The 18971-nt window shown below is 36.8% G+C and carries 10 protein-coding genes; 6 read left to right on the top strand and 4 right to left on the bottom strand.

Going from position 1 to position 18971, the window contains the following annotated elements; genetic code table 11:
* Window positions 1-779: 779 nt before the first annotated feature.
* From A9Y75_RS24185 to A9Y75_RS24175, 3 genes are all read right to left on the bottom strand, one after another.
* Window positions 780-1985 (bottom strand): AIPR family protein, encoded by a 1206-nt coding sequence (locus A9Y75_RS24185; RefSeq protein WP_071192163.1) that lies wholly within the window; start codon window positions 1983-1985, stop codon window positions 780-782.
* 214 nt (window positions 1986-2199) lie between these two features.
* Window positions 2200-4284, bottom strand: coding sequence for a CHAT domain-containing protein (locus A9Y75_RS24180; protein ID WP_071192161.1), 2085 nt, complete (start codon window positions 4282-4284; stop codon window positions 2200-2202).
* Between the two features lie 262 nt (window positions 4285-4546).
* Window positions 4547-4891, bottom strand: a complete 345-nt coding sequence (locus A9Y75_RS24175) for a hypothetical protein (RefSeq protein WP_083389735.1) — start codon at window positions 4889-4891, stop codon at window positions 4547-4549.
* Between the two features lie 534 nt (window positions 4892-5425).
* On the opposite strand from A9Y75_RS24175, the gene A9Y75_RS24170 reads away from it, so the two are divergent.
* On the top strand, window positions 5426-5989 hold the full coding sequence (locus tag A9Y75_RS24170; RefSeq protein WP_071192158.1) for a hypothetical protein: 564 nt from the start codon (window positions 5426-5428) through the stop codon (window positions 5987-5989).
* A gap of 261 nt (window positions 5990-6250) precedes the next feature.
* On the opposite strand, the gene A9Y75_RS24165 is transcribed toward A9Y75_RS24170, so the two are convergent.
* Window positions 6251-8542, bottom strand: a complete 2292-nt coding sequence (locus A9Y75_RS24165) for an NB-ARC domain-containing protein (protein ID WP_236721513.1) — start codon at window positions 8540-8542, stop codon at window positions 6251-6253.
* Window positions 8543-9478: 936 nt separating this feature from the next.
* On the opposite strand from A9Y75_RS24165, the gene A9Y75_RS24160 reads away from it, so the two are divergent.
* The 5 genes from A9Y75_RS24160 (at window position 9479) to A9Y75_RS24140 (ending at window position 18958) form a co-directional block, all read left to right on the top strand.
* Entirely contained in the window at window positions 9479-10273 is a 795-nt protein-coding gene (locus tag A9Y75_RS24160) for a hypothetical protein (protein ID WP_071192156.1), read from the top strand.
* Window positions 10274-10433: 160 nt separating this feature from the next.
* The gene (locus A9Y75_RS24155; RefSeq protein ID WP_071192179.1) at window positions 10434-11402 is read left to right on the top strand and encodes a DUF1822 family protein; all 969 of its coding nucleotides are present in this window, start codon (window positions 10434-10436) and stop codon (window positions 11400-11402) included.
* A 79-nt stretch (window positions 11403-11481) separates the two neighbouring features.
* Entirely contained in the window at window positions 11482-13539 is a 2058-nt protein-coding gene (locus A9Y75_RS24150; protein WP_083389734.1) for a caspase family protein, read from the top strand.
* 140 nt (window positions 13540-13679) lie between these two features.
* Window positions 13680-15626 (top strand): hypothetical protein, encoded by a 1947-nt coding sequence (locus A9Y75_RS24145; RefSeq protein ID WP_071192154.1) that lies wholly within the window; start codon window positions 13680-13682, stop codon window positions 15624-15626.
* A complete protein-coding gene (locus A9Y75_RS24140) occupies window positions 15623-18958 on the top strand; it encodes a hypothetical protein (protein WP_071192152.1) in 3336 nt (1111 codons plus the stop codon). The genes A9Y75_RS24145 and A9Y75_RS24140 overlap by 4 nt, the downstream gene beginning before the upstream one ends.
* Window positions 18959-18971: the final 13 nt, after the last annotated feature.

Raw genomic sequence — 18971 nt, 5'->3', positions numbered from 1 at the left:
TTCGGGTTGTTCAACTACCAATAATCTTTTAATTAACGTCTTCTTAATTACTTGATATAGCAATTGACAGATTAACTGCCATAATAAGCACATTTTAAAATAATTACAATAGCAAAAATCCCTAATCTTAGTATTTTCTGCTTATTTTTGGTTTTTATTTATTTTTTAGTTTATACAATATTAAATATTTACACAGTAAAAACTACATACAGCACTTTGCTCAACTATTTGGTACAAACTGAAATCCTATAACTCTTGTGCCATAAACCTTTTAGATATTTAGGTATGGTAATTTAAAAAGAAAACTGCTGTACTGTTATAAGAATTAGCCTTGAGTGAAAAATCGGTAAAACCCTTAATTTTTCACTCAAGGCTGGGAAAGGTAATATTTATGTTTTAGGTGTTTTTAGTCAGCCCTATATTTAAAGTATTGAATAATACAAATACAAGTAAAATTAAACTTTAAATAATCAGGCAACCAGTATTATCCTTCTAAAAGATAAAGATTAAAACTTACTTACAAAAACCATTGTCATCTGTCTCAAGATAGATAAGTAGTAGTGCAAAATAAATTTCATATTGAGGAGAGGAAACAGGTAACAGGTAAAGAATACAGAGATTTCTGTTTAAAAAAAATGTGCGATTAATTTTGCTCAGGTACTGATTAAACTTAGACGTTAGACGTTAGTAAATAAGTGATTCTTGGCAGAAAGCTTTAAAATATTCAACTAGATAGCGAACCCAAAGAGATAATGTTCCTTTCGGATTTTCGGATCTACTTACCCTTGCGTTAACGTTAATTCCTCACGTTTAGCAGAATTAACCATCTTCACCAAAAGCTGATTCAGATAACTTTGGGCAAAAATATACAGACTATCCCAAATTTCTTGATTACGACAGATTTTCGCACCCACCGTATTACCAGCAATTTTCTCACTAATTAAATACTTACGGAAATAACTGCCCCACAACTGTTGAAGAAAATCTTCAGAGAAATCCTCAAAAGGCACAATCCAGTTATAATCTTTATCTAAAAATACCCTGTAAGATGCAACTATTGGTAACGCCAAATCTCCAGGCGCACCAAACCCAAAAGAGTATTTACTGTCAGCCAGAAGGGTATTTTTCCGCATATCAATTGATGCTAAATCATTGATCCCTTTTCTTTTAGGTTTGCTGATATATTCTTGAATAATGTCATACAGCCTTTGCTCTATCCACATAGCTTTAGCCAGCAGAGGCAGTAGTTTGGTTAATCTTTCCCTCTCAGCATCAGAAAGTTGACTAGGAGTGCTGCTAACAGCCGGGTGTTTACTTCTCGTATTACCTTCAGGATTGTATCTATTTCTATCCAAGCAGTTTAGTAATTTGAACAAATGGGTAACATTACAATGGGTATTTTTAGGAACACCACTTTGGTTCTGGTAATAAGCTACTCTAAATCTTCTACTTTCTTTAAGTTCTAACTGGGCTAAATAACTTTTGATAAAGTCATAATCTCCCCTAGCATTTACCTTAGAGCGAGAATCAACAGGTGATGTCGTATTAGAAGCTAAAGCTATATCTTTGGCTTCAGTTTCTTCTAATCCAATGTGAATAGTAATTTTGACCCGCGCTACGCTAAGGTCATACTTATAATTTTTAGCACTATCAAACGCTAAAACAGTGTGTCCACCATTAATAATACCATCGCTTCCACCCTCAGCAGCTTCTAAAACCTCTAGTTCCAGTTGTTTTTTATCCTTACTGGGTTTAACTTTATTGGCACACAGAACTATACCACTGTGACGCTCAAAGAATTTCTGTGGTTCGGTAGTGAGAGAGTCAAAGATTTGCCTGTATGTTGAACTTTTGCGGTTTGGTTCTCTGATATTTGGTTCTAGAGGTAAGTCTGTAGGGAATGTATCAACATGGGCAGTAGCGATAATGCAATCGGGGTTAGCATGGAAATAATTGTCTACTTTAATAATCCAGTTTTTTGGCATGGTTGATTTTTCTTTTCAGTAATTATAAGGATAATAGCGAACAACACAAAAAACTTACTATTGCAAATGTCTATGCCGTGGGTCTACAAAAATTTGCAAAAACAGAAAGCGAAGACGTAAACACAATTACATTTACAATTTGCTGTAAGTGCTAAAACACCACTCCACTAACGCCAGCATCAGTAACTAAATAAAAGTGTTCATTACAATTACACTACTTTAAATTTACACGTCCCTGGGGGTCCGCATAGAGCGAGTATGCAAGCCAAGTAGAGTTGTAGGGTGCAAGCTGGCGGATTTCTTGTCTAGCATGGCGAAATGCCTCAGCGATAGTCTCGTTATCTTTTAACAATCCTGTATAGAAGCGTTGAGCAAACTTTAATGCTAGTCCATCATTTACTTCCCACATAGCCCCGATGAATACACCTACACGCGCTTCTGTCACTAATCGTTCAGCCCAACCACCTAAACCAGTAAAGCTGAACTCTGACCGTCCTCCGTGGCAAGCATTAATAAAAAGCAGTGGCCGTGGTCTGCGTCCGCCAAATCTGACCCGAATGTCAGAAGGACGTAAAATACCATCTGATAACTTGATTGCAGAGTTACCAGGCAAAGCAGCGTCAAACATACCGTGGCAGGCAAAGTGTAACATAAAGAATTTTCCGGTCTCTAACCAATCCAATACTTCTTGGTAAGTGCTAAAAGGCTCAAGTACAGTGATATCTGAACGTAAATTATGTAACTGCTTGATGAAAGTTACCTCTTCCTGTACTGCGGAAAGGTTGACTTGAGTAGGCGCTATTGGCCGTGCCGTACCCACCTGTAACTCTTCAACTGTGCCTCCTTGCCCTGATAACCAACGGGATAAAGCAAACTGCTGACACCAAAATTGTTCGTCTTCTCGTTCTCCATCTTCGTTATAACGATAGGGCTTAATTATTTCCCACGGTACCCAAGGCTCATCAGAAGTAATGAGAATAGATGAAATTAGGGATTTAAAGCGCCAATACTCCTGCTGCAATTTATCAGGAATTAGTTCATCCCATAGTTCACGCCCTAAAGTTGCCAACCGTCGCTCGGCAGCAGCTTGTTCTGTTGACTTAATTGGTGCAGCTAAACTTCCCAGTTCTTTGTATACTGCCTGCATTTTCTCTAATGGTGAGCCTTTCAAGGTTAATTCACCAACTTTGACATGGTGATACCCTGCGACTTTTGAATGCAACGTGAAGTAGAGAGTGCGATCATCGCGCAATTCAATGCATAATTCCAAATCGGGTGGTGGGACAATAGGTGCTATTTTTAACTCTAGGCTTGTCACTTTCTTTGGTTTTGATACATCGTAATCTAAAGGCTCTTTCACAACTAGTACGCTGCACCTTTCTGTACCAATACGGCGATCGCATTGGTAAAAATCTACTCGTATTTCTTGCTCACCAAGTTTGCAAGCAGTAAGGTTAAACTCTACACTAGAGTCGCTGTCAAGTTTCACTTGCATTAATTGATAATCGTTGCCTTCAATATCCAAACCGCGAGGAGTACGCAATACTACTTCTATCTCAGGCAATTGTGCGGGAGTACAACTATTTTCAACATAGATAGCCTGAGTACTAGACTTTGGTTGCTTGATCAAAAGTTGAACGAATAGCCTGAACTTGTCGTTAAGGATAATTTGATTTGGACATTCCAAATTAGGATAGCGCAATAGCAGTGAAGAAGCTTCCAGAAAAGCTTGATGATTATCTATTGATTGAGTCTGGGGTTGATTAACGGGAGGAATATTTCTCGAAGGTTGGGGTCTGTTCTGTGGAAGTTCGTGATAGAAGTTGGTTACATCTAGCTCGGTTTTTTCTGGTTTAAGTGGCTTCGGACTCAATCCACGCCCTGTTCGTTGTGATGAATTTGTTGATGATGGTTGCGTTGTTTCTGCTGGTAGCAATAGTTGTTCTATATCGTAAAAATCGGCGGATAAGAATAACCCACTATTGTGATTTTCTTCGACAAAAATTTTTGCGGCTTCTAATTCTTGTACTGTCTCTAATTTAGTAGTCACCTTTAAGGATATTTCTTCTGGAAGCTGATGTGCTGCTGGCAAAGCTGTTTCTGTACAAACAAATTTTTTAACTGCTTCTATGGCTGCTAGTAACTCTTGCTGACTACTAGATTGTATTCTCAGCTTTTTGCCTTTTGCTTCTACTTCTATCTCAATTGCTTTATTACCTAAGTGATAGCCTAAAAACTTCAAAAGTTTATTAACATTTTTCAGGTAAACTGTAGCGGATAAGAATCCTACTAGTGACATCTAAAACCTCTCTGCTATTTACACCAGATAATTTGAAATTTGGAGTAACTGCAAAATAGGATACGTTGTAAATAAATGTTGCATAAGCTGTTTTATTGATTTACTAATTTGCCCATAAATAATCATTTATGGCAATTTTATCGTACTTATGGAAAATCAAAGCCACAGCTATAAACAATTGTAAATCAAGAGTTATGAACATTAAATTTACAAAAATATGCAACATATCCCATCTTGCAGGTATATCGACATAACTCCTACTTCACTCTAATTTTGTTCGTTTGAACTTCAGCGTTATTGCTCCTTTAGCACCAGCTTTTGCACCACTTCCAATTAAGCTAACCTTCCCTTCACCGTTAATTTCTACTGATAGCTCAATTTCATCAAGGTGGATTCCAGGTTTTTTTTCAGTTTCTATTTCTGCACGTTTAAATAAACGACTTACTATTTGCAAAAAACGACCCATTTCTTGCTCTAACTTATCGGCGCTAATCTCTACTTTGTACTTAGTAGTGCCTTCAGATGGAGGAACTTCCCAAGTTCTTGTTTCTGCTGTAAATGGAACATTATCGGTAACAATCGAGATAGTTTCTTCTTGCATAAACATTGTAGTTGCCAATTATTTTCTTTATGTGAGTAAGTACAACACTAAATTTTGTTTGACGGATGAAATATGGTTACTAGAAATTACCGTTGTCACTATACCTGTCTACAAAATAAGGTAGAAAGCAGAATTTATGGTATTTTCAGGCTTTATATAAATACCTCTAAAAATAAGAGCATTTTTTATGCTCGGAGATGCTTTTTTTATAAAACTTTACTTATTGAGTCTATAAAATTTTCTTAGAACCAGAAATTGAAGTTATAAACTAGCATACTAATCAGTAGTTCAGCGATTTTTACCTACCAAAATTAGTCTCTCAATACAACAGGAGTCAGGAGTAAAACAGGCTTTGAACTTAGACTCTGTACCTCATTGATCTGCAAACTGCTCTATATTCTCTGAAAAAAATTGAGATTTTTAGCCAAAAAGCATAAAACAGCTTCCTGAATTTTGAAGGTAAGTAGGAGAACGCCTACAAAGATAGGTTGTTTTCCCTGTAAATAACAAATTCTAAAGCCTATCGAAGGAGGTAGTCGCTTGAATATAAGCTCGTATCAAGAAAAGCTGAATATACATTCACTTTCTAGTTTGCAAGTTCTCGACCAAGGTTTATCGGAAAAAATTTCTATTTTTTTCAAAAAGTTGAATAAATTGGATTTGCAGCCGTTGGCTAAAAAACTCATGTCTTTTGATAATGGAAATGAGTGGACACTACAACAAACTGAATGTGCTATCAGTATTTACAAGATGTTTCTGTGTCTCCATTTTTTGTTTCCAGATATAGAATTAGTTCCGACTAAAGAGATTGATGAAGTATGGCACACCCATATTCTGTTAAATACTTATCAATATATTCAAGACTGTCAGGAGTTATATGGATATATTTTTCATCATTATTCTCCTGTTGAGGAAACTGTACAAGTTCAGCAACAACATTACAAAGAGGCTAGTGCAATAACTCAAGTCTTGTTTGAAAATTTTTTTGGAGTCAGCGTTCTAGAAGATAGTCAATATCAGTGTGCAGTCTGTCTAAGGTTACCTCTGTATAATCATTCATTACAAAGAAGTGCTTGTTTGACTCTCCCGAAAATCCAATCTTAAACCATTCAAAATTGTTCGTGCAAGCGTCACGTAGTGAAGAAAGTTATAACTATCGCTACCATAACACTGCCCCATGTAAACATAGGGGTTTAAGAGGATGTTTGAAAAGGGTCGCTTGACCTCACCGTTTGCACAACGAAGTATCTCGGTATAGCTCTAAAACCTTGATTTATCGTCTTAGTTAAGCCCAATCAGAAGGTATAATTTGACCTTCTCGGATTTTTCAAACATCCTCTAAAACCCTTTAATTTACGTTTTGTATTAACTGGAGAATAAAGCACGCATTTCTTGGGCTTCTGTTACCATCTTCAGACTTTCAAAACCCTCCGATGCTTCTTTTGCCAAGCGTTTGGCTTGAGGTAAATTCCCTGATAGTTTTTCAAGCTTGGCAAATGATGCCTTATGGTAAGCAATAGAGCGTTTATCTTTATGTCTCTCTGCGATTGGAAAGCTTAATTCTAATAATCGTCGTGCTTCTTCTAAATTTCCTAATTTTAGAGCAACGTCTGCTAACCAATTTTGAATAGCAACGACTGCTCTTTGCCATCCAGCTTCTTGAGCTTCAGCTAATGCTTGCTGGAAAATATTTTGAGCCTGCTGATAATCTCCAGCTTGAAAATGTATCTGTCCTTGATAATAAATAATATGAACTTGTTGTTCCTTTATTTTCAACTCTGGTAGCGATGCTTGTTTTAACAGTTTTTCTTCTTCTGTTAGCCACTCCTGAGCTTGCTTGAACTGTTGTTGATTGATATATAAAATAGCCATGTTGGTAGCTATCTCTAACTGCAACGTTATAGTTTGATGGTGGCGTAAATTCCAAGCTTCTTGTAGCAAAATTTCTGCTTCTTTTAGCTGACTCTCCTGGCGCATCCTAATCAAAGTGCCAGCGCGATCGCTCATTACCTCAACTGCAAAAGTCCAATCTCCAGCTTGTTTAGCAGTTTCAATCAACCAAGCTGTCCATTCTAAACGCTCATCCCAGTATCCACGCACATGAATATAGCCCTTAATATGTTGCCAAATTGTTCGCGCATCACAGTACATTACTTGACTAATACACCATTCGAGTACCACTCTGAGATTTTCCCATTCAGCTTCTAAATAACCATAGCCGAGATGCCATTCCTTCCAATTCGTGCCTCCGTAAGCCTCCAAAAATCGGATATACCAATTGACCCATCTTTGTTGCAACTTTTGAGCTAATTCACTATTTCCAGCTAACTCAGCAGCAGAATACTCGCGGGTCAATTCAAGCAGGTTGTAGCGCCCTTGCTGCTGATAAACCAAGGAAAGTTGCTGCAATTTCGCCAATCCTTGGGCTGTAACAATTGGGTCAGCTTGCTCAAAAGCAATACTGGCAGCAGTTTCTCTGGTTATAGGTTGTACTCCTAGTGAAAGTGCCATCAGCAAATAGTAAGCGGGCGTGCCTCTTAGAGGAATTACCGAGCCTGCAAAACAAAAACGGGCAACATCACCATTAGGTTCCTTAATTTGTGCCAATACATCCTCCAGTAAATAACCCGCCGCCATCTGACCAATGGCATAAATAATTGCAGCAGGTATTCCGCTTACTCCCTCAAAAAGTTGCTGAGATTCTTTCGTAGTCAAATTTATACTTTTTTCTTTGGCTTCATGTTGGATGAGGCGCAAACCATCTTCTTTAGGTAGACAACCCAGGCGAATGGGTACAAACAAAGCTTGTTCACGAGTAGTGATAATGACTTTCACCGTTGGTGGTAAATCGTATAGAAAGGAAAGAACTTCCTGTTGGTCTTCAATGGTTTCTAAATTATCAATAATTAATAAGGTTTTTGTTTGAGATAATTTCTGTCGAATTGGCTGGAATTGTTCTTCTAAAGGTAAATTAATGATTTCACTGAGGTCTAGGACACGAGCAATTTCCCTGCAAATATCCCGCAGAGTGCGTTCTCTAGTTAATCGAGGCAAGATACCAATAGAAGTGAGATGATTCTGTTTGGCGGAAGTAAAGATAATGGCTTCAAAGATGGGAAAGCTGGGAGCGAAAGGTTCGTTATTGCTAACTTCTAAACAATGATAAGCTACTTCTACGACTAAAGTAGTTTTACCTACACCACCAATGCCATCCACACTAATTAAATGAGCGGTGTGCTGAAAATCCAAAAGTTCCATTAGCCGCCTGATTTCTTGAGTGCGACCAACAAAGGCTGTATGTTCTCTTGCTGGCAAGTTTTGATAAATAAGGGATTTTTGGCTGATATTTACCAGATTGGGTTCAGTTTCTAAATCGGGTACATGAGCAGGTTGGGTATGATCTGAAGACTCCTCAGCATTTGACTCTAACCGTTCCGATTGTTCCAACTTGTTCGCCAGAAAAAATCTGAGTTTATTTTCTTTACCACGACTCATACCACTGATATTGAATTTCTTATACACCTGACCCATGCGTTTCAAGCAAGCATCTGCGGATGTACTTAATTGGATGGCTATTTGTTCGTAGCTTAGACCATCGGCCATTCGCATCAAGAAAACTTGCTGCTGCTCTGGGGATAGTTCATGCTCGTAAGCCATTTGAGTCAGAAAACTACGTGGCAACATTCATCAAAAAATAATTTGGCTGTTCATCCTCCAGTTTACTAAATTTACCGATGCATTAAGAGGATATGTAAGGTTATATTTTGTAAAGACTACGAAAATAGTCTAAAAAAAGTTATATTCTCAAATTAACGGAGGATTAAGGAGGTTAAAAAGTATTGGAGTGACTGCTGCAAAAAAAATATAGGGGTTCTCTCAGTTGTGTGACGTACAAAACTTCACCCTTGTTAGGCATTTTTCTTCTTACCAAGGATACTGCTGGCAATTCAGGAGTTCTGTTATGTCCCTTGTTAACGATAAAGTAACTTTTTCGCGCCTATTTTAGGACGCGATGTCTACGACAAGCTACGCCTACGCGCTCTTGGTATTGAGTCGAAAAGCCTAAAAATCGTTTGGATGAGAGTCAAACTACCATTGGCCAACAGTATCCTTGCTTACTAAGGCTGGAAGTAATACAAAAGTGTAAAAGTTAAGACTTATGCACGAATCACGGAATAGCTAACCACAGAGAACACCGAGAAATAAGAGTTTGGGAGGGTTTTTGCGGAATTCATAAAAGTGTATTGGATCTATTGAAAACCGCTAGATCAGCAAAAGGACTCGCAACCTGCATTCTCAAGCTTTCGCTTTTTTATTCAAAGTAGCTTGGATACTGTGTGATAAGGTAAACCGGATTTTCCACCTGAAAAAATATTCAGATTTTTTTAATCTGCATAAAACTACACCCTATCTTTAGAGATTAATATAGGAATCCAAAAAAACAGAGTAAACCACAGTCAAAAAGGCGGAATAGTAATCAGCTTGGATATTAATTGTCTAGAAAACACTTGTAGTTGTACAAATTTTTGTCACTTTTAGTTAAATGAATAACTAAAAATCAATAGCGAAAGCACAAATAAGGGGTATCTTGCGATGGTTCAAAATCGACTACAGCTTTCTTTAGAAGAACTAGCTGTGAGAGCTAAAACAGCGGCAATACAAGCTAAGGATGATTCTTTAAGTAGTGAAGTGAAACAAAAAGCGTTATTAGAAAAACAAATTTCACTCACAGAACTAACGAGTGTATTGATGGAGCAGATAAAAATTGATTTACCTAAACCTAAAAGTATGGACTTATTATATATTTATGAAGAAACGCTCCAAAATACCTTGTTTTATGTTTGTAAAAACATAGACAAATTTGATCCTGAAAGGATTAATGTAAAAAAAATAGATAAGGATAAACCTAAAAAAGATCCTTTTATGAGATGGTTCATTTTTCTATTCTTTAAGAAAAAAATAAATGATTTCAACTGGATAAATTGGCAAGGAAAAGTGAAATCTATATATCAAGATAATATATATCAAGATAATAATGAATCAGAGATAAATATTCTCGATGTTTATTGCCCTCCAGAAATTAATAATCCTCTTACCTCTCAAAAACTAATAGATTTTATTAAAGAAGATCCAGAAGGTTTATTGTCAACTACACTATTCAAGAATAACCCAAAGGCCAGCTTTCAAATTATTTTACTTAAGAAAGGCGAAGAAGGAAAGTCATGGAAAGAAATAGTCGAAGAATTAAAATTAGGAAACACCCACGGGCCTGTTTACACATTTTATGGAAGATGTTGTGAAAAATTCGCTCCTTATTTTAGAAAATATCTAAATTTAGAAGTCAATATAAAAAGTAAGAAAAATCAGTCCTCAGATGAATCTGACTAGTACAGATTGGTGCAAGTAAACTTACCTTAAAGTTGGTGAAAATGAGTGTTTGAATAAAACTCTTTTAAAATGTAGGCGTATTTACGCCGAGAGGTACTAGATAGTATGTGCAAATTATTGTGTGAATTAAATGCTCAATAACTTATCAGGAGAAAAAGTAATGAATTTCAATCAATTAGCTTTTATAACGCCTATCAATCAAAAAATGATTCAAACGGCTGAAAAATTGAGCCAGCAGCAGCGAAACGAGCAAAAAACTCGTGAGGTTTATCTCAATACTTTGGCAGTATTGGTAGTTGAATTTTTCTGTCAGTGTATGGGAATTGAAACAGAATTTAGCAAAAGTTATGGTTTGGATAATGTCGTAATATCTTTAATGAATACTGCCAGCATTTTTATAAAAGATAAGGGTTTACTGGAATGTCGTCCTGTACTTCCTAGAGAAAATTTTTGTGAGATACCACCAGAAGTTTTATCAGAACGTATTGGTTATATAGTAGTAGAAATTGATGAGCTTGATAGACAAGCAAGAATATTAGGTTTTGTAGAATCGGTTACAAACGAAAAATTGCATCTGACAAAATTAATCTCTCTGCAAGATTTTTTAATTTACCTAAACAAATTACAAAAAGTTGAAAATTATGCTTCTTCTCACCCAGATATTTCTGAAATTGCTAGAAATAAACTTAATGAAAGCATAGTTAAATTAAGCAAATGGTTTGAAGGCTTATTAGACAACGGATGGCAATCTGAATTAGCTGTTGCCAAAGATGTTCCCAAAGATATTTCTTCTGTTAATGTTACTGATAAAGAAGAAGTAGGCGGGGCAAAAATTGTTCATCTCATGCATCTCTCTGAACCATTACTTTTAATTCTTCGTCAGACACGATTAAGTGAAGATGAAATTGAAATTATCTTACGACTTTATCCAACTAGTGAATCAATATTTTTATTAAATGGAACTAAGATGACATTACTAGATGACGAAAATAACCCAATACCTCAACTTGAAAAACAAGCAAAAGCAAGTAACTGGTTACAGCTTAGATTTAAAGGAAATATTGGAGATAAATTCAAGTTGAAAATTAGTCAAGGCGAAGATAGTTTCATAGAGAACTTTATTTTTTAGTGCATCAATTGCTGTGAAAATCCAAATCAGTGATTTCGTCTTTTTTTAATTTTGACTAAAAGTAATAATAGGTAAGAATATGAGTCGTAATTTGTACGCTTTACTAATTGGCATCAATAATTACAAATCTCCTGTAATTCCCCCTTTGAAAGGATGTGTTAATGATGTTAATGTGATGGATGAGTTTTTAAGAAAACGCTTCACGAATAATGAGGATAAATTATATATCAAGAAACTGATAAATCATGAAGCAACCCGTCAAGCGATTATTGACGGTTTTCGGGAATATCTCTGTCAGGCTAAAAGTAATGATGTTGCATTATTTTACTTCAGCGGTCATGGTTCTCAAGAAATAGCTGGACAGGAATTTTGGCATTTAGAACCAGACCATTTAAATGAAACGTTGGTTTGTTGGGATAGTCGTACAGATGGTATTTGGGATTTAGCTGATAAAGAAATTGCCAAATTAATTGCAGAAGTTTCTCAAAATCACCCACATATTGTTGTGATTTTGGATTGTTGTCATTCTGCTGGAGTAACACGCGGTGAAGATGATGATATGTCTTCTTTTGAATTTGATTTACTACAACCAAAATATACAGGTGTACGTTCAGTTAATAAATCAAGAGAAAGACCATTATCTAATTTTATATTCTCTGAAGACATTAGTAATTTACTGATTGAAAGAAAAGAAAATAAATTCTCTTTACCAAAAGGAGAGTATATATTATTAGCTGCTTGTCGAGATGATGAAAAAGCTATAGAGCATTATGGATTAGCAAGAGGAGTATTTTCTTTATTTTTACTTGAGACTTTGCAAAGAAATAGTCATTTAACTTATCGTGATGTCTTGAAACGAACTAATACATTAGTACGCAGTTTTTATCCAAACCAATCACCACAAATCGAAGCTACAAATTCTACTTATTTAACTCAGCTTTTTTTAGGAGGTACAGTTACTCAAAAACAAATGTACTTTACCGTTACGCATGATGTAGTCAATGGTTGGAATATTGATGCAGGTGCAGTTCATGGTATTATTTATAGTAACGAAAATGAAAAAACAAGATTAGCTATTTTCCCAATCAATGTAGAAGATATTAGCCAGTTACAAAATGCGATCGCTGTGGCAGAAATCATAGAAGTTTTACCACAGTTCAGCAGAATTAATATTTCTGGTGAAAGAGAAGAATTAGATCCAGAGCAAATTTACAAAGCTGTGATTACAAGTTTGCCTGTTTCTTATTTGAAGGTTTATCTCGAAGGAGAAGAAGCTGGGCTGAACTTTGCACGTCAAGCTATTCAAAAAGCTAGTTTTGGTGAAAGACCTTCACTTTATATTTCTGAAGTGTGTGATTTCTGCAAGGCTGATTTTTGCGTGCAAGCTTTACATGATGAATATCTCATTATGCGTATTAGCGATAATCGTCAACTAATATCTCCAATTGCAGGATTTACCCCAGAAAGTGCATCACAAGCAATTCAAGCTTTAGAACATATTGCACGCTGGATAAATATAGCTACTATTACCAGTCCTGCAAATAGTTTAATTCCAATTGATGCCTTACAAATGCAGATTTATCAGCAAAATTTAGAAATTCACGATTACCAGATTTCTTTGAAATACCAAACCAATGATGGTAAGTTACAACCTCCATCCATCAGGATAAAATTGACTAATAAAAGTCACAATCCTCTTTACTGTGTTTTGCTAAATTTAACCGAAACTTTCGCAGTCACAGCAATTCCGTTTTCAGGGGGTAGAACTGGAATTTTGTTGCAACCAGGAGAAGAAACTTGGGCTTTAGAAGGTAAAGATATTTCTATTTCTATACCTCAAAATATGCAAGAAAATGGTTTAAGAGAATGTAAAGACATTCTGAAATTGATTGTCAGTACAAATGAATTTGATGCTAGTTTGTTGGAGCAAGGCAAGATTGAAATGGCGCACAATCGCTCCTCCAATGATATTAATAGGCAATATTCTAGTGTTGGCACTAATACTACTGATTACTTGATACAACAATTCCTAACTCGTACTATAGTTGCCAGTCCTTTAGACTCTCAAGAAACTGAAATATGGAATGACTGGATGACTAGTGAAATTCTAATTATGACTGTAATACCTAAAACCTAAGAAAGTAAAATCACATAAAAATAGTGTCTAAAAGCTTTGATACTTAGCTTAAAATATTACTTTTAGGAATTACTCAAGGGATTTTTTAAGAGTTTTAATGTTTGATAGTAAACACAGTAGTTTATTAAACCGGAGGTTTCATGATAGCTTTTTCAGGCTGGTCTCAAGAGCGAATATTTCCCGTAATTTCAGTAAATCTCTACAAACCGAATTTAGATAAAACAGAAACCAATCCTGACAAACAGGCTGCAAAGAATCTATTGGAACTTGTTAATCAAGATTTTTCTACTTGGCAGAATTTAGCTGGATTGGGATTAGATGCCAAAGGAAAATTAGGGCATTTACTACTCCAGCATAAACTAGCAATAGAAGCCGAAATTGCTGCCAAGTGGCAACAGGCTGATTTTTTCTGGAATCAGGTGCGAATTGAATTAAAAGCTTTACTGAAAAATCCAGAGTTATGGCAGGAAGTAGTTAAAACTGTAACCAATATTCCTGGTGTTCATATAATGAATGATCCTGAAAAAGTACGTCAGTATTTAGTGAATGAATTATTTATTAATACTCACGTTGCTTTCTATAATGGATTGATCATGAATACTGAACAAACATCTTGTAAAGAACGTGCTTTTGTTCATATTGACCATATTCAGGAGTTGTTGGATTTATCTTCTATATCTGCTCAAGAAGTAGAAACTTTATTAGGAGAAGCTTGGCAGACAATAATTACTGCTTATAAAGAAGCTAAGAAATGGCAGCAAGCGATAAATTGCTGTCAGCAAAGGCTAAAATGGTTACCGAATAATATCCAGTTTCAGAGTGAATTAACAGAGGTTCACTACTTAAAGGTGTTAGCAAAATTAAGGGAAGCAAAAACAGATAATCAATACATTCAAAATGCAAAACATTTATTAACTGGTATTCAAATCTTAGAGAAATATCTAGAACACTATCCTTACAATCTGACTATTTTTGATTTGTTAGGTAGTTTGTATTATCTACGGGCAATTAGTTTAGCCAATCATAATTCTTTGGCTCTAGCACTGCTTTGTATCCAAAAAGCTGTAACTTACAATCCTTATTTTGAGAAAGCTTCTGAAAGCCGCAATCAGCTAATTGAGACAATGGAGCAGCTACAAGAGCAGGTGAATCAACTTCAAGGTGATATTAGAAATGGCGCACAATTGACTACCAAAGGGCAAAGTATAGTTGCTGAAGCCAATAAAGGTTTTGCATTAATGAGTGAGTATATTGATTCCGATGAAGCTAAGGAAACAGCTAATGATTTTTATATAGCTGAAGCAGTTTACCTTTGGCATAAAATTGGGCTACCAGAACCCCCCAAAGGTTGGCAAAAGGAACTACCAACTGGAGTAATGCATACGACAGATGACAAAACAATATCAATCGGGTCTACCAGTAGCTGGACTAGAAAGGCACTCGATTTATGGGATGTAGTAAAAAATGTGTTACAAAACCCACCATCAAGTAAAGCTAATTTAGCTGGCTTTTGGCAATGGGCAATTTTGGATAAACCTAATCTAGCAGAATTGGATGTCAATGTTATCTGTGCATTTCTGGAACGTAAGCTGTTTGCAGAAGAGAGCGATCGCATTTTAGTAACACCTCCCCCTGATACACCAACAGAAATATCTCTGCTCACACCAATTTACACACAACGACAAGCAGGAGCAGAACCTTTCCTACCTTGGCTTTTCAGTTCTCAGGATAGGCGAATTAAGTTACAGGCTGCGATCGCTACTGTGCTGGTAGCAATCACTGGTTACGTAGTTATACGAGAACCTATGACAGTTGTAGCGCGGAATCAATCATATCAACAGGTAATTGCGGCTAAAAACTTGCAGAATGATGAGCAAGTGCTAGAAGCAGCAGAAAACTTTTTCAATAATGCGTCCCTGATGAGCAAAGATAGACGGACACCCGAGGTGATAGAACTCTATACCAAGTCCTTTGTGCGTTGGTTTAGTCAGCAACCAGAAACGCAACTTAATGAAACTGCTCAGAAACATTTAAAACAGTATCGCCAATTACAGAACAACATAAAGCTGGAGGATAAGCAATCATGAAAAGAATTATTAATTACCTAAGTATTGCTGGTTTATTACTTGTTCCTGCTGCGCTGGGAGTAACTTACACTCAAACTAATCCGACTGCAAATGTCGTTCAAATAAAATATGAAGATGTCATCAAGCAGAAGACACAAGAAAATTTTCCCCTCAACAAACCGCAAGTAATCAACTTTGACTCACAAGAAGGTTTCAAGAGGTTGACATCACGCCAACAGTCGGATCAGTTGCGCGACTGGTTGTTAGTAACTGTGGTTACAGGAAAAGGACTTTCCGCTAAAGATATCAACCAAAGCGTTTATGACCTACCTACAGTACGCTATGACTACATGAGTCCCGTTGCCAATTTTGAATATGGAACTACCCGTTCTGTATACATCGGCAATGACACAGTTGTTGCTTTAGTGCCAAAAACTGCATCCGAAGCAGAACGCATGGATGACCTGGGGCATATTGGCGATCGCCATCGTAAAGACCAGGGTACACAACCGAAAATTATTGAGGTATATGAATACGAAATCAGCCCCGATAAAAACACTGCTTTAATAACCAGACGCGAGGAGATAAACGCTGCCAAAATCTTTAGCAGTGATTATGGTTACTATGAAACCACCATTAAGAGCCAGGATGATCTCGAAAATTTTCTCAATCAAGCAAATGATATTACCTTTACTCAGGTAAATGGCTCTAATTTACAAGTAGGTGGACGTAAAATTCATAGCCGGAAATATCAAGGTATTAGCGTACAAGATGTTGCGGCGCTGTGGCAGGCGGACAAAAAAATTCAGACTTCCTTAGAACAATTTAAACAGCGTTGGGAAGCGAAAATCAGATCTTTACCGCCTTCAAAGCAAAAACAGGCTTATCAGGAAGCATTGAAAGAAAGACAGCAGTTGAAACTGGTAAATGGTAGCGGTTTTTCCTTAGACCCAGCCTTCGACTATCCTTCTCTGCAAAAGATTTTTCAGCAAATAAAACCTGCTTTCCAACTTTTCGCTACAGGTAGCGATGCGGTAATTACTAAGCAAGATATTCAAAACGCGGAACAGGGTATTGCTAAAAAAGATGAAGTACCTTACTTAGTATTAATTAATAAACTTTCCGAAAGTAACAACGAAAAAGCAAAATTTTGGAGTGCAGTTGCTGCTGAGTTCGGAGAATCCAGTCGCTTCCAAGCTGCCCGTTACGACGGTGATTTGCAAGGCACAGAAGTCGGAATGGTACTGTTCTACACAGACCTACTAATGAAAATCTGGGACTTCAATCTTCAGAATTCCACCGTTAAAACAAGTATTGAAGATTTTAATCCTGAAACTAGGATTAAAATCTCATCAATGTACGAAAAAGAATTAGAAGATTTACCTAATGCTCGACTCTGGCTTGGACCTAACGACAAGGGATTTCAAGTAGCAAATGAAAATAAAAATATCCTGTTTGCTCGCAATACCACACAAATTTATGCCAAATCCTCTAACCCTCTACGACCAAAAGATGAACAGCAAGCTGATGCGAGTACCAATGCTTTTCTAGCTTGGTGGAATGACCACTATGAAGAGGTCGCTCGCTACGAACCTCAGTACGAAAGGCTCAATCAGATTATGAAATGGAGCCTGGTGATTAACTGGCTCAACCAGTCAAACCAAGGTGACTTATTGGGTTTTTTACAGGGAGTATCAGTTAAGCGAGACAACTGGTTTCCCGATTGGGTACAGTCTCAAGGTGCAAATTTGAGATTTCAGCACTGGCAAAAGGTCGGCTTTTTTGAAAAAGGATATAAAGGTACAAAAACAGAAGCTCTGCCTGTACTAGCCTCTGAATCTTTTCAACGGTTTGGTAAAACCAGACAGTTCATTGGAGGAGTTTCTCTTCCTAATATCAGAACTTTTGAGGAACGGATTCCATTACCCAGTAATATCGAACTTAATAAACCTCTTATCAGGTCTAACATCAACCCTAAAACTGTCAAAGTTGTAGATGGTCAAGTTGAATTCACAACCTTTGAGGGTACTAGATACAAAACGAAACCTCTAAATGAAAACCTTGGCGAGACAATAGCCCAAGCCAAAGCAGAAACTAAATTCCGCAGTCCAGATGCCGAATTGAAAAATCAGGCATTTACCCGTAAAGTTGCCCAAACTGCCGACGGAGTGGAAATAAACACTACTATTGGTGATACAGAATTTGGCAGCTTGAATGTCTCCAAAACTGGAAATGGCTTTAGAGTCGGGTTTACCAGTCGAGATATGGATGCTGGGTATTCCTTGGCATTGCGTTTGAGTGGAGATCCAAAACCCATACTAGAAGTGTTAAAAGAAACCGAGGGTGTTCAATTTGTCATGGCATCTCGCACGCAGCCATCAGATTACATTGTAAAACTATCCGACTCCAACGAATACTTAAAAATCCGCGAACAGCCAAAAGCCGGAGGTGGTGGTAGTGGCAGTGGAAAACCTCCCTCTCCGCCAGATCCTCAAATGTTTGTTGGTGACTTAGGAGATAACTCACGCAATCTCGGTTTATCTTGGTTAGATGAAAAACAGCTTCGGAAAGAAAAAGCTGCTGGAAAATATGAGGAAGTTTATTCTACACTTCCAGAGCCAGAAGTAGAAACCCGAAAAATTAATTCTGATGAAGAAGCCAGAAAAATAGCTCAAGATCCACTACAGTTTATCTTGCTGAAACAGAAATCATTAAAAATCGAAATCAAGAAAGTGGATAAGTTGTTAAAAGTAAGGAAAGACATAAAAGCATTAAGACTAATTAACCAATTAATTAAAGAATACGGACCAGATCCAAATTTAATATTGCGTAAGGCTAAGGTAGAAATTAGTCAAGGGAGATTAAGAGTTGAACAAGTATTTCCTGAACAAGGACTTAATCAGTCTCAAGTTAAACAAAACTTCCTTGATGAAATTAACAAACAATTGGAGAATAATGCAAGCAATGTTAAGAGAATTGAGAACGACACACAATTTATTTACGGAGAAGATTCTCCTCAGTTTAATAATTTAGACTTTAAAGTTACAGTTGAGCAAAGCATACCTTCTGGTTCTGGAGCTAGAGTCTATAGACTCATACCAGGGGAGATTGGTAAGACGAAGCTTCATATGAGTGGCTTAGGTGATACTAGTGCTTCTAGTCATGCTTCCACGAATTTCCAAGGTACAAATCCAGCAAACGCATTGCGAAACATCAGAACCAATACTGACAGACCTACTAGCGTTGTTGTAGATGACCGATGTCAGAATGAAACAGAAGAAGAGAAAAACAATAATTCACAATGTGAGCAAGAACCCAAGGAAAAACCTGTTTATGTTGTGATTACATCATAGAAAATTTAATAGT

It is taken from the genome of Trichormus sp. NMC-1 (assembly GCF_001858025.1).
Taxonomy (GTDB): Bacteria; Cyanobacteriota; Cyanobacteriia; order Cyanobacteriales; family Nostocaceae; genus Anabaena.
Note: the sequence above shows the minus strand (reverse complement) of the source record. Positions and strands in the feature narration are given on the sequence as shown.

Coding starts and splice junctions, on each gene's coding strand:
- A9Y75_RS24160 (WP_071192156.1), top strand. CDS start 9,479: ATGGTTCAAAATCGACTACAGCTTTCTTTAGAAGAACTAGCTGTGAGA.
- A9Y75_RS24165 (WP_236721513.1), bottom strand. CDS start 8,542: ATGGCTTACGAGCATGAACTATCCCCAGAGCAGCAGCAAGTTTTCTTG.
- A9Y75_RS24180 (WP_071192161.1), bottom strand. CDS start 4,284: ATGTCACTAGTAGGATTCTTATCCGCTACAGTTTACCTGAAAAATGTT.
- A9Y75_RS24150 (WP_083389734.1), top strand. CDS start 11,482: ATGAGTCGTAATTTGTACGCTTTACTAATTGGCATCAATAATTACAAA.
- A9Y75_RS24175 (WP_083389735.1), bottom strand. CDS start 4,891: ATGTTTATGCAAGAAGAAACTATCTCGATTGTTACCGATAATGTTCCA.
- A9Y75_RS24185 (WP_071192163.1), bottom strand. CDS start 1,985: ATGCCAAAAAACTGGATTATTAAAGTAGACAATTATTTCCATGCTAAC.
- A9Y75_RS24145 (WP_071192154.1), top strand. CDS start 13,680: ATGATAGCTTTTTCAGGCTGGTCTCAAGAGCGAATATTTCCCGTAATT.
- A9Y75_RS24155 (WP_071192179.1), top strand. CDS start 10,434: ATGAATTTCAATCAATTAGCTTTTATAACGCCTATCAATCAAAAAATG.
- A9Y75_RS24140 (WP_071192152.1), top strand. CDS start 15,623: ATGAAAAGAATTATTAATTACCTAAGTATTGCTGGTTTATTACTTGTT.